Source organism: Pantoea sp. SGAir0175 (assembly GCF_043547855.1).
In genome coordinates, this window is the sequence record NZ_CP028081.1 from 422544 (window position 1) to 435248 (window position 12705).

The 12705-nt window shown below is 58.3% G+C and carries 9 protein-coding genes; 6 read left to right on the forward strand and 3 right to left on the reverse strand.

Features of this window, described 5'->3' with window-relative positions; all coding sequences use genetic code 11:
• The first annotated feature begins 163 nt into the window (after positions 1 to 163).
• A complete protein-coding gene (gene fklB / locus C1N56_RS02030) occupies positions 164 to 784 on the forward strand; it encodes an FKBP-type peptidyl-prolyl cis-trans isomerase (RefSeq protein ID WP_021509746.1) in 621 nt (206 codons plus the stop codon).
• A 35-nt stretch (positions 785 to 819) separates the two neighbouring features.
• On the opposite strand, the gene C1N56_RS02035 is transcribed toward fklB, so the two are convergent.
• Complete coding sequence (locus C1N56_RS02035; RefSeq protein WP_394517039.1) at positions 820 to 2778, reverse strand: bifunctional 2',3'-cyclic-nucleotide 2'-phosphodiesterase/3'-nucleotidase; 1959 nt, start codon at positions 2776 to 2778, stop codon at positions 820 to 822.
• Positions 2779 to 3059: 281 nt separating this feature from the next.
• Between C1N56_RS02035 and cysQ the strand changes: the two genes are divergently transcribed.
• Positions 3060 to 3806 carry a 3'(2'),5'-bisphosphate nucleotidase CysQ gene (cysQ, locus tag C1N56_RS02040; protein WP_021509744.1) on the forward strand — a complete coding sequence of 249 codons (747 nt, stop codon included), beginning with the start codon at positions 3060 to 3062 and terminating at the stop codon, positions 3804 to 3806.
• Between the two features lie 31 nt (positions 3807 to 3837).
• Here the strand turns inward: cysQ and C1N56_RS02045 are convergent, their stop codons facing one another.
• Positions 3838 to 4395, reverse strand: a complete 558-nt coding sequence (locus C1N56_RS02045) for a YtfJ family protein (protein ID WP_058759862.1) — start codon at positions 4393 to 4395, stop codon at positions 3838 to 3840.
• Positions 4396 to 4708: 313 nt separating this feature from the next.
• Between C1N56_RS02045 and C1N56_RS02050 the strand changes: the two genes are divergently transcribed.
• Positions 4709 to 4915, forward strand: a complete 207-nt coding sequence (locus C1N56_RS02050; RefSeq protein ID WP_031280153.1) for a DUF1107 domain-containing protein — start codon at positions 4709 to 4711, stop codon at positions 4913 to 4915.
• 56 nt (positions 4916 to 4971) lie between these two features.
• Here C1N56_RS02050 and C1N56_RS02055 read toward each other — a convergent pair whose 3' ends face one another.
• Complete coding sequence (locus C1N56_RS02055) at positions 4972 to 6315, reverse strand: hemolysin family protein (RefSeq protein WP_021509741.1); 1344 nt, start codon at positions 6313 to 6315, stop codon at positions 4972 to 4974.
• Positions 6316 to 6769: 454 nt separating this feature from the next.
• Here C1N56_RS02055 and C1N56_RS02060 point away from each other — a divergent pair, with 454 nt between their 5' ends.
• Genes C1N56_RS02060 through C1N56_RS02070 form a run of 3 tightly spaced genes read left to right on the forward strand, consistent with a single transcriptional unit; the run spans position 6770 to position 12632 of the window.
• Positions 6770 to 8509 carry an autotransporter assembly complex protein TamA gene (locus tag C1N56_RS02060; RefSeq protein ID WP_031280152.1) on the forward strand — a complete coding sequence of 580 codons (1740 nt, stop codon included), beginning with the start codon at positions 6770 to 6772 and terminating at the stop codon, positions 8507 to 8509.
• Positions 8506 to 12276 (forward strand): autotransporter assembly complex protein TamB, encoded by a 3771-nt coding sequence (locus C1N56_RS02065; RefSeq protein ID WP_394517040.1) that lies wholly within the window; start codon positions 8506 to 8508, stop codon positions 12274 to 12276. The genes C1N56_RS02060 and C1N56_RS02065 overlap by 4 nt, the downstream gene beginning before the upstream one ends.
• Positions 12277 to 12278: 2 nt before the next feature.
• On the forward strand, positions 12279 to 12632 hold the full coding sequence (locus C1N56_RS02070) for a gamma-glutamylcyclotransferase family protein (protein ID WP_031280151.1): 354 nt from the start codon (positions 12279 to 12281) through the stop codon (positions 12630 to 12632).
• Positions 12633 to 12705 lie beyond the last annotated feature (73 nt).

Below are 12705 nucleotides of genomic sequence, written 5' to 3' on the forward strand. Positions count from 1 at the left end.
TATGGGCAAAGCGGGCGCGAAGTGCCTGCCAGCATTGAAAAATTTGACCTGCATATTGTTTCTCTTTCCCCGGGAAATGTCATCCGCGGCGCGCGAGATTTTACGCCAGCCGCCTGCGCTGTTATGCTGCCGGTTCTATTTTCTCCGGGATTAAGGAAACAAGATGACGACCCCTTCATTTGACAGCGTCGAATCACAAGCAAGTTACGGTATCGGTTTACAGGTTGGTCAGCAGCTGCAAGAGTCTGGACTGCAGGGTCTGCAGCCAGAAGCGCTGCTTGCGGGCCTGCGCGACGCGCTGGAAGGGAACTCACCGGCAGTTCCGGTTGACGTGGTACACCGTGCGCTGCGTGAAGTCCACGAGCGTGCCGAAGGCGTACGTCGTGAGCGCGTCGAAGCCATGGCGGCCGAAGGTCAGCAGTTCCTCGAGCAGAATGCACAGCGTGAAGGCGTGAGCAGCACCGAATCCGGCCTGCAGTTCAGCGTCATCACCCAGGGCGATGGTCCGATCCCATCACGTCAGGATCGCGTACGCGTGCACTACACCGGTAAGCTGATTGACGGCACCGTGTTTGATAGCTCCGTTGCCCGTGGCGAACCGGCTGAATTCCCGGTCAGCGGCGTGATTGCCGGCTGGATTGAAGCGCTGACCCTGATGCCGGTTGGTTCGAAGTGGGAGCTGGCCATTCCGCACAATCTCGCTTACGGCGAGCGCGGCGCGGGTGCCTCTATCCCGCCATTCAGCACCCTGATTTTCGAAGTCGAGCTGCTGGAAATCCTGTAATAAACAGCGGGCGCCATATCTGGCGCCCGCGGTCACTACTTCTTCTCTGCCTGCTTCTGTAGATCTACCTGCCAGATTGCAAAGCCCGTTTCATCACTGCCGACGGCTTTCATCGGATAATCAGCATACTTCTCAATAAACTGCGTGGCTTTTGCGCCCGGCGCGGTCTCAAAGCGAATATCCAGCGGCGTTGCGCTGGCGATCGGTGCCAGCCGCCAGTTGTGATCGGCCTGTGGCTGCACCGCGCCGTGGGCGCGGGTTTCGCTGCTGATGTAGGCGGCCACCACCGAGCGGTTCTCATCCGGCGAAGCAAACGCGACATACTGCTCGCCGGTACCGGCAAATTTGCCGCCCCAGGCACGGTAATTATTGGTGGCAACGAGGAAGGTCGCTTTGGGATCGATCGGTTTGCCCTGCCAGCGCAGATCCTGGATGCGTGATGCCGCCGGGTTAATCAGCTGGCATTCGGCGTCGTAGCGCGCCGGTTGCGTCACATCGATCTGATACTGCACGCCGTCGATCACATCAAAATTGTAGGTGCGGAAATCCCAGTTGATCAGCGACTGCGGCTGACGACGATGCACGTCGATCTGATTAAACTGCGCTGCCGAGCACTCCAGCCACTCTTTCACCTGCGCACCGCTGACTTTCATCACCACCAGCGTATTCGGGTAGAGATAGAGATCGGCGGCATTACGGAAGGTAAGATCGCCTTTTTCCACTTCAACGTAGCTGGCCGGATCGTTCTTACGGCCGCCGGCCTTGAACGGGGCCGCTGCCGAGAGCACCGGTAAGCGGCCCAGATCGGGATCGCCCTGAATGAAGCGTTCGACGTAAGCACGCTGTGCATTATTGACGATCTGCACGGTGGGATCGTCCTGCACCAGCGACAGGTAGCTGTACATCACATCCGCCGACTTGCCGATCGGTTTTGCCACAAACTCACGCGTAGCGCGATGATCGTCGGCCAGCACTTTCACCAGATCGGCATCTTCCGCCGCCAGCGATTTTTTCGCTACCGCATCGTAAACTGGCCGTGCCTCGGCTTTACCCTGGGTCACCTGCCAGTTGCCGCCGTCATTTTTCAGCACCAGGTCAACCACGCCGAGATGATCGCCCCACATGCCGGGCATCACCGCCGGTACGCCGTTAAGCGTGCCCTGAGGGATATCCGCGCCTTTAATCGCCGCAAACTCTTTGCCGGGAAATACCGCGTGCGCGTGGCCGAACATGATGGCGTTGATACCTGGCACCTGACTGAGGTAATACACCGAGTTTTCCGCCATGGCATGGTACGGCTCACTGCTCAGACCGGAGTGCGGAATAGCGATGATTATTTCAGCACCTTTTGCGCGCATTTCCGGCACATAGCGCTTCGCTGTCTCGGTGATGTCATCAACGCGCACTTTACCCTGCAGATTGTTGCGATCCCACACCATAATCTGCGGTGGTACGAAGCCGATATAGCCGATTTTCAGCGTATGCGGCTTGCCGTCGCGGTCTTTTACCGCAGTTTCTTTAATTAAATAGGGGGTAAACAGCGGTTTGCCACTGGTTTCATCGATAACGTTGGCGTTGATGTAGGGAAAACGTGCCCCGGCAATCGCCTGCTGCAGATAGGGCAGGCCGTAGTTAAATTCGTGGTTGCCGAGATTGCCCACCGCGTAATCCAGCGTATTAAGGGCTTTATACACCGGATGGATTTCTCCCGGCTGCAGGCCTTTGGCCGCCATGTAATCACCCAGTGGGCTGCCCTGAATAATGTCGCCGTTATCCACCAGCACGCTGTTTGCTACTTCGCCGCGCGCCTGCTGGATGAGCGTAGCGGTGCGCACCAGACCAAACTTTTCGGTCGGCGTGTCTTTGTAGTAATCGAAATCCATCATGTTGCTGTGCAGATCGGTGGTTTCCAGAATGCGTAAATCCACCGTGGCAGCCTGCACCGTGGCGGCTGCAACGCACAGGGCCAGTAACGACATGCTCGCTTTGAACATGGCTTGCTCCTTGTTCGCTTTAATGGGCCTCTCAAAATAATGTAAAACCATGACGAATTATCATTTCAATTTGTGATGGGGCTCGGGATTTTGCCTCTTTCCTGCGTAAGCTGACGGAGTGCCTGCCATTCAGCATTGCGCCATAGCCGCCACGACCGAACTATGATATTGATAATCAAAGCGAATACGCTTAGCTGCGGCTGTCACAGCGTACCTGCTAAAATATCTGGAGACGGGCTGCCGGGGTTTCAGCGGCAGCATCAGCCGAAATGAGGTGAACAATGTTAGATAAAATTTGCCAGCTGGCGCGCAGCGCGGGCGATGCCATTATGCAGGTCTACGATGGCGCACAACCGCTGGACGTGACGCGTAAATCGGATGATTCACCGGTCACGGCGGCCGATCTGGCGGCACATCAGGTTATCGTGCAGGGCTTAGCGGCGCTGACGCCTGACGTGCCGGTGCTGTCGGAAGAGGATCCACCCGGCTGGGATGTGCGTCAGCACTGGCAGCAATACTGGCTGGTCGATCCGCTCGACGGCACCAAAGAGTTCATTAAGCGTAACGGCGAGTTCACGGTCAATATCGCGCTGATTGAGCACGGCAAACCGGTGCTGGGCGTGGTGTACGCGCCGGCTCTGGGGGTGATGTATTCTGCGGCCGAAGGCAAAGCGTGGAAAGAAGAGGGCGGCCACACCACGCAGATCCACGTGCGTGAAGCGCGACCGCTGCTGGTGGTGGTGAGCCGTTCGCACGCCGACAAAGACGAAGAGCTGAAAGAGTATCTGACCCAGCTGGGCGAGCATCAGACCACCGCTATCGGCTCCTCGCTCAAGTTCTGCCTGGTGGCAGAGGGTAAGGCGCAGCTCTATCCGCGCTTCGGGCCGACCAATATCTGGGATACCGGTGCCGGCCATGCGGTAGCAATTGCCGCCGGCGCACACGTGCATGACTGGCAGGGCAAAACCCTCGACTACGCGCCGCGCGAGTCGTTCCTGAATCCGGGCTTCCGCGTCTCGCTGTTCTGATACGCTATGCGCGCCACCCGCTGTGGCGCGATCACGCCTGCAGCAGCTGATGGATCAGTTTCATCGCCTGCTGCACTTCATCCTGCGTCAGCGGACCGTCTTTGGCGTAACGCACATGGCCGGTCTTATCCAGAATCACAATTGCCGAACCGCCTTTCTCCAGCTGCCACGCCTTGCGCGCGTTGCCGTTGCTGTCGACAATGAACTGCGACCACGGATACTGCTGTTTATTGCTCTCAATGCTGCTGCGCACAAACATCCCGGTGCCGGGAATGGCATCATCGGTATTAACCACCGTGGTGGTCTGATAGCGGTCGTGCGGCAGCTGGGCGGCTTTGATGGCTTCAATCAGCGCGGCGTTCTGTTCTTTGGCTGACGAGCGTCCGGCAATATGCAGGATGACCCGCACTTTGCCGCTCAGCTGGGCGCTGTTCCAGGGCTGGTAGCGAAACTTCTCCTGCTGATACAGCAGTTCTCCTTTGTCGTTAACGCCGACTGCCGGCACGCGCTCGCCAACCTTAAACGCGTGGGCTGAGGCAAGGCTGGGCAGCAGCAGCGCCAGGGCTATCACGGAATGTGCCAAACGCATGGTAATGCTCCTTAGTGATCCGACCAGTTATTCATGTTTTTGCAATATTAGGCGTGGATGATGCGCCTGTCGCGATGAGATAGCAGCTTTGTAACCCATGCCACAATTCCTTAACCAATGAAGGTTTATACTGGATTTTGTGATCGTTATGACAGAGTTCTCTGTAATGATGTGTCAATTCAGTAAAAAATCCATTTTTTCGGAACATCGGCAAGGAATCATGTTCTATAGTTATGCCTCATTTGCGCTTCAAGGGCTCGTACCGAATTTGGCAACGGCGAAGCGTATTACATCTGTTCAGGAGTTAAACAGCATGAAGATCTTCCAGCGCTATAATCCGCTGCAAATTGCGAAATATGTAAAGACGCTATTTAAAGGAAGGTTGTACATCAAGGATGTTGGCGCGTTTGAGTTCGACAAAGGCAAAGTCATGTTGCCGCGCGTCAAGGATAAACAGCACCTTAGCGTGATGTCAGAAATCAACCGCCAGGTGCTGCGGCTGCAAGCCGAGTACAACTAAGCAAAAGAAAGGGCGCCGCTGGCGCCCTGAATCTTTCTGTAACCGCACGATCACTGCTATGCGGCAGGCCCTTCAGACTCATCCAGCGTACTCTTCGACACATTCAGCACCGGCGGGCGGTCATCAATGCGCGTCACCAGCAGCTGGTCGATGCGGTAGCTGTCGATATCCACCACCTCGAATTTGTAGCCGGAGAATTTGACGAAATCGGTGCGTTTGGGGATCTTACGCAGCATATACATCATGAAGCCGCCGATGGTCTCGTAGTTGCCGGACTGCGGGAACTCGTCGATATCCAGCACGCGCATCACGTCATCAATCGGCGTACCGCCTTCCACCAGCCAGGAATTCTCGTCGCGCGCCACAATCTGCTCTTCCAGCCCCTGACCGACCAGATCGCCCATCAGCGTGGTCATCACGTCGTTAAGCGTGATAATTCCGACCACCAGCGCATATTCGTTCATGATCACCGCGAAGTCTTCGCCGGCGGTTTTAAAACTCTCCAGCGCCTCTGACAGCGTCAGTGTATCCGGCACAATCAGCGCCGAACGAATCTGCACGCCGCTGTTGAGCGTCATGCTCTGATTGCCCAGCACGCGCAGCAGCAGCTCTTTGGAATCAACGTAACCGACGATATGGTCGATATCGCCGTCGCACACCAGAAACTTCGAATGCGGGTGTTGCGCGATTTTGGTTTTCAGGCTGGTTTCGTCTTCGTGCAGATCGAACCACACGATATTTTCACGCGAGGTCATAGACGAAGGCACGGTGCGTGATTCCAGCTCAAACACGTTCTCGATCAGCTCGTGCTCCTGCTTGCGCAGCACGCCGGCCAGCGCGCCCGCTTCTACCACCGCGTAAATGTCATCCGAGGTGATGTCATCTTTACGCACCATCGGCAGCTTAAAGATGCGAAAGAACACGTTGGCCAGGCCATTGAACAGCCATACCAGCGGGCGGAAAACCAGCAGGCAGAAGCGCATCGGATTGATGATGCGCAGCGCGATGGCTTCCGGCGCGATCATGCCGACGCGTTTTGGCGTCAGGTCGGCAAACAGAATAAACAGGCTGGTGACGATGGTGAAGGAGCAGATAAAGCTGAGCTGATCCGCCAGTTCCGGCTCCATAAAGCGGTTGAACAGGCTGCTGAAGGCGGGAGAAAACGCCGCATCGCCGACGATACCGCCGAGAATCGCGACGGCGTTGAGGCCAATCTGTACCACGGTGAAGAACATGCCAGGCTGTTCCTGCATCTTCAGCACGCGCTGCGCGTTGATGTTGCCTTCATCGGCCAGCAGTTTCAGTTTGATCTTGCGGGCAGCCGCCAGCGAGATCTCCGACAGAGAAAAAAATGAACTGATTACGATCAGTAAAAGAATGACAAGCAGGCTATCAAGCATAAAAGATCCGTTGGGTTAATCACTTGTCATTTTTGGCCTGGGCAGCGCGAAGAGGCGTACATCCGGTACTTACCCGTCAAACAGGGCTATCCGTGCCAAAAATGTCTGCGCCAGTTCGACAAAGTCACGTTAACGTCGGGGCAGAAATGCGTGCAGGCGAGGCCTGCTGGTCGCTGATTATAGCAGCAGCGCTATTGCTGCCGCCAGCGGCGTGATTGGGCGGCTCGGATTAATCCGAGTGGCAGCTGGCGGTGCGCAGAAGCGCGGCTTCGTTGTTGTATCGGTACGCACATTTACCGACAATAGCAGTCGATTTGGCTTAGCGGCCGTTTTTACGCAGCCGTTCGCAAAAAAGAGCGGCTATGCTGATGGGTATGCAAGGTGTGGTGATACCCTTTCCACCAGAGTTAACGCCCCTGCGGAATAGGGGCAGGCATTATTAACAGGAGTACGCGTGCCGCGATTTCATGCTTATTGCTTGGCCAGCCTGCTGCTTGCCGCACCTGCTGTTGAGGCAGCCAAAGTGCGACTGCAGCTGGAAGGCCTGACCGGGGAGTTACAGAAAAACGTCAGGGCGCGCTTGTCCACTATCGGCAGTGACGAGGTGTCGAACGACGGCCGTTTCCAGGCGCGCGTGGCTGCCGCGATCAAAGAAGGTTTGCGTGCGCTGGGCTATTACGAGCCGCAGATCGACTTTGAATCACGCCCGGCACCGCCGCAGGGGGGGCGTCCGGTGCTGATTGCCCGCGTCACCGCCGGTGAGCCGGTGAAGATTGGCGGCAGCACCATCGTGGTGGAAGGCGCCGCAAAAGACGATCCTGACTATCAGGCGTGGGTGAAGCAGGGCAGGCCTAAAGTCGGCAGCCAGCTTAATCACGGCGACTACGATAAATTCAAAAACGGCTTCTCCAGCCTGGCGCTGCGTAATGGTTACTTCGACGGTGACTTTAAGCAGAGCCAGCTTGGTGTCTCGGTCGAACGGCGTTTAGCATTCTGGGATATCGACTACGACAGCGGCCCGCGCTATCGCTTCGGCGATGTCAGCTTTGAGGGCTCGCAAATCAATGAAGCCTATCTGCGCAATCTGGTGCCGTTCAAAAAGGGCGATCCCTACAGCTCACGCGATTTGGCCGAACTCAATCGTCGCCTCTCCGCCACCGGCTGGTTTAATTCTGTCGTCGTGGCACCCGAGTTCGATAAAGGACGCCAGACCAAAGTGCTGCCGCTCAGCGCCGCCGTGTCGCCGCGCGTGGAGAACACCATCGAAGCCGGTGTCGGTTACTCGACGGACGTCGGACCGCGGCTGAAAGGCACGTGGAAAAAGCCGTGGATCAACGACAGCGGCCACAGCCTGACCTCCAGCGCCTATATCTCCGCGCCGGAGCAGCAGCTTGATCTCAGCTATAAAGTGCCGCTGCTGAAAAGTCCGCTGGAGCAGTACTACACCTTCTCCGGCGGCCTGAAACGCACCGATCTCAACGACACCAAATCGGACACCACCACGCTGGCGATGTCGCGTAACTGGGACAGCAGCTCCGGCTGGCAGCGCGCGGTTAACCTGCGCTGGAGCCTCGACCACTTTACTCAGGGCAGCGTCACCAACACCACCATGCTGCTCTATCCGGGCGTCAGCCTGAACCGCACCCGTTCGCGCGGCGGCCTGATGCCGACCTGGGGCGATTCACAGCGCTATTCGGTAGACGTGTCGGACACCACCTGGGGCTCGGACGTCGACTTCCTGATCCTGCAGGCGCAGAACGTGTGGATCCGCACGCTGGGCGAGAAGCATCGCTTTGTGGCGCGCGGTAATCTTGGCTGGATTGAAACCAACGACTTTGAAAAAGTGCCGCCCGATCTGCGCTTCTTCGCCGGCGGTGACCGCAGCATTCGCGGCTATAAATACAAAGATATCTCGCCGCGCGATGACGAAGGCAAACTCACCGGTGCCTCAAAGCTGGCCACCGGCTCGCTCGAGTATCAGTACAACGTCTCCGGCAAATGGTGGGGCGCGGTATTCGTCGACTCCGGCGAAGCGGTCAACGACATCAAGCAGAGTAATGTTAAAACCGGTGCAGGCTTCGGCGTGCGCTGGTCTTCTCCGGTAGGGCCGATCAAGTTTGATATCGCGCGCCCGATTGGTGACGACAAGGAGCATGGATTGCAATTTTATGTAGGACTGGGGCCTGAACTATGAAGCTATGGAAAAAGGTCCTGATCGGTATCGGTATTTTCGTGCTGGTGCTGTTGGCCAGCGTGGCGTTTCTGGTGGGCACCACGCCCGGATTGCATCTGTTGTTTAAAGGTGCCGATCGCTGGGTGCCGGGCCTGTCGATTAACAAGGTGGAAGGCGGCTGGCGCGATCTGACGCTGAGCGGCGTGAAGTACCAGATGCCGGGCGTCAGCGTGGATGCCGGGCGCTTCCATCTGGCGCTCAACCTCAACTGCCTGCTGCACTCCTCGGTGTGCGTGAACGATATCGCGCTGCAGGACGTCAGCGTGGTGGTCGACAGCAAAAAAATGACGCCCGCCAGTGCGCCGCCGCCGGAAGAGGAGAGCGGCAGCAGCAATCTCAGCACGCCATACCCGATTACGCTGAGCCGGGTCAGCCTGCATAACATCAACGTTAAAGTCGATGACACCGCCATTTCGCTGCTCGACTTCACCAGCGGCCTGCAGTGGCAGGATCGCGCGCTGACGCTCAATCCCACCCATATCCAGAGCCTGCTGATCGCGCTGCCGAAGGCGGCGAAAGTGGCGGACGAACAGGTGGTGCAGCCTAAAGTGCAGCAGCCGCAGCCGGATGAGAAACCGCTGGGCGAAACGCTGCAGGCGATGTTTGCCGAGCCGCTGCTGCCGGCACTGCCGGATTTCCAGCTGCCACTCGATATCAACGTGCAGCAGCTGTTGGGTGAGCAGTTGCGCATCACCGGCGATACGGATGTGGCGATTACGCGTCTGCTGCTGAAGGCCAAAACTACCGACCGGCATGTGCAGCTGGAGACCTTTGACGTCGACTCGCCGCAGGGACAGCTCAACGCCAGCGGCGATGCCCGGCTGGCGGATAACTGGCCGGTCAATTTTGTGCTCAACGGCTCGCTGAATCTCGATCCGATTAAAGGCGAGAAGATCAAACTGAACCTCGCCGGGGCAATGCGTGACGAGCTGAAGCTGGGCCTGAACCTCTCGGGGCCGGTGCGTGCTCAGCTGGACGCCGCCGCGCAGCCGGCGGTCGCCGGTCTGCCGCTGTCGCTCAAACTCACCAGCCCGCAGCTGCGCTGGCCGCTGACCGGTCCGGTGCAGTATCAGGCGGATAATCTCGACTACCAGTTCAGCGGCAAAGCCACCGACTACGTGATGTCGCTGCGCACCGCAGTGAAGGGCGAAGCCGTGCCGCCGGCCACCATTACGCTGGACGGTAAAGGCAACGTGCAGCAGTTCAGCCTGGATAAACTTCGCGTGGCGGCGCTGCAGGGCAACATTGACCTCAGCGCGCTGGTGGACTGGAGCAAAGCCATCAGCTGGCGCAGCGAGCTGACGCTGGCGGGCATCAATACCGCTAAACAGTATCCTGACTGGCCGGCGAAGCTCGACGGTAAAATCACCACGCGCGGTAGCCTGTACGGCGGAAGCTGGCAGCTCAGCGTGCCGCAGCTGGCGCTGAAGGGCAATGTGAAACAGAACGCGGTGAGCGCCGAAGGCTCGCTGACCGGCAACAGTTACAACCAGTGGAAAATCCCCGGCATTGACATCGCGCTGGGGCGCAACCATCTCGACGTGAAGGGCGAACTGGGCGACGCGCTAAATCTCGATGCCAGTGTCGATGCGCCGCATCTGGATAACGCGCTGCCGGGCCTCGGCGGCGTAGCCAAAGGCACCATCAAGGCGCGCGGTACGCTGCAGGCGCCCCAGCTGCTGGCCGATCTTACCGCCAGCGGTCTGCGCTGGCAGCAGTTGCAGATCCGCCGCGTCACGCTGCAGAGCGATGTGAAATCCAGCGATCAGGTCGCCGGTAAACTGCAGCTGCGCGTAGAGCAGCTACAGCAGGACGCGTTTAAGATCAGCCTGCTGACGCTCAACGCCGACGGTAACGAGAAGCAGCACCAGCTGAAACTCAACGTGCAGGGCGAGCCGGTCTCCGGCCAGCTGGCGCTCAACGGCAGCTTTGACCGCCAGACGCAGCGCTGGCAGGGCAATCTCAACAATACGCGTTTTGACACGCCGGTGGGCGAATGGCGCCTGACGCGCGCGATGACGATTGACTACCTGAACAGCAAACAGAGCGCCACCATCGGGCCGCACTGCTGGCAAAACCCCAACGCGCAGCTGTGCGTGCCGGAGCCGATCGAGGCCGGAGCCAGCGGCCATGCGCACGTGGTGCTGAACCGCTTTGATCTGGCAATGCTTAAGCCGTTCCTCACCGATGCCACCCAGCTGAACGGCGTGTTCAGCGGTGATGCGCGCGTGAACTGGACCGCCGACGGCGCGCTGCCGACCGGCACGGTGTCGCTTAAAGGAAACGGCGTAAAAGTGGTGCAGGATGTGCAGGGGAATAACCTGCCGATCGCCTTCGACACGCTCAACCTGAATGCGGCGCTGCGTAATGGACGCGCGCAGCTCGACTGGCTGATTCACATCGTGAATAACGGTCAGCTGAGCGGCAACGTGCAAATCGCCGATCCGGAGAATCGCCGCCAGCTGTCAGGCAACATCGGCATCAGCAACATTTCACTGGCGATGCTCAACCCGGCGCTGATGCAGGGCGAGAAGATCAAAGGCAACCTCAACAGCAATCTGCGTCTCGGCGGCACGCTGCAGCAGCCGCAGATCTTTGGTCAGCTGGGGCTGAGCGATGTTGATGTGGACGGCAGCTTTATGCCGGTTGATCTCACCTCGGCCAATCTCAACCTGGTGTTTAACGGCATGAGTTCCACGCTCAACGGCCTGATCCAGACGCAGCAGGGTAATCTCAATCTGGGCGGCAACGCGGACTGGAGCCAGCTGGATAACTGGCGCGCGCGCGTTACTGCGCAGGGCAGCCGCATTCGCGTTACCGTTCCGCCGATGGTGCGGATGGACGTTTCGCCGGACCTGGCGTTTGAAGCCACACCGGCGGCGTTCAACCTTGACGGCAAGGTTGATATTCCGTGGGCGCGCATCACGGTGCAGGAAGTGCCGGAGAGCGCTACCGGCGTGTCGTCGGATGAGGTGATGCTGGATGAGAACCTCAAGCCGATTCAGCCGAAAACCGCCGCGATCCCGATCAACAGCAATCTGGTGATCCACGTCGGCAACGATGTGCGCCTCTCGGCCTTTGGCCTGAAAGCGCGCCTCAACGGCGATCTCAAACTGGTGCAGGATAAAACCGGCCTGGGCTTAAACGGACAAATCAATATTCCTTCCGGCCGTTTCCACGCGTATGGTCAGGATCTGATTGTGCGTAAAGGCGAGCTGCAGTTCGCCGGTCCGCCGGATCAGCCGTACGTCAACCTGGAGGCGATTCGTAACCCGGAAGCCACCGAGGATGATGTGACAGCTGGTCTGCGCGTCACCGGGCTGGCCGACGAGCCGAAGGTGGAGGTCTTCTCCGACCCGGCGATGTCGCAGCAGGAGGCGCTGTCTTACCTGTTACGCGGTCAGGGACTCAGCAGCGATGGCGACAGCAACGCCTTAACCTCGGCGCTGGTTGGACTGGGGGTTGCACAAAGTGGTCAGGTTATGGGTAAAATCGGCGAGACCTTCGGCGTCAGTAACCTTGCGCTTGATACCACCGGTGTCGGCGACAGCCAGCAGGTGCAGGTGAGTGGTTATGTGCTGCCGGGTCTGCAGGTAAAATACGGTGTTGGCATATTTGATTCACTGGCGACGCTCACTTTGCGTTATCGCCTGATGCCCAAACTCTATTTGGAAGCCGTGTCGGGTCTCGATCAGGCACTGGATTTGCTCTATCAGTTTGAGTTTTAGCAATGCGAATAATTGTCTACGGCAGTTTACGGCGCAAACAGGGAAATAGTCATTGGATGACCAATGCGCAATGGCTCGGCGACCATCAGATTGAAGGGTTTGCGCTCTACAATCTCGGTCACTATCCGGGCGTGGTTGAGGGGGACGGCACGGTGTACTGCGAAGTGTATCGCATCGACGCCAGTACCCTCGGCGAGCTGGATGCCTTGCGCAGCAAGAACGGCGAGTATAAGCGCCAGCTGATCCAGACGCCCTACGGCAGCGCCTGGCTGTACGTGTATCAGCGTTCGATTGCCGGTCGCACCCGCATCGCGAGTGGCGACTGGTTACGGCGCGATGACGCCGCAGAAGCGTAAATAAAAACACCGCCCAGTGGGCGGTGTTTTTTTATCTGCCGATCGCCATACATAGCGATGCGACAGCGCTGAC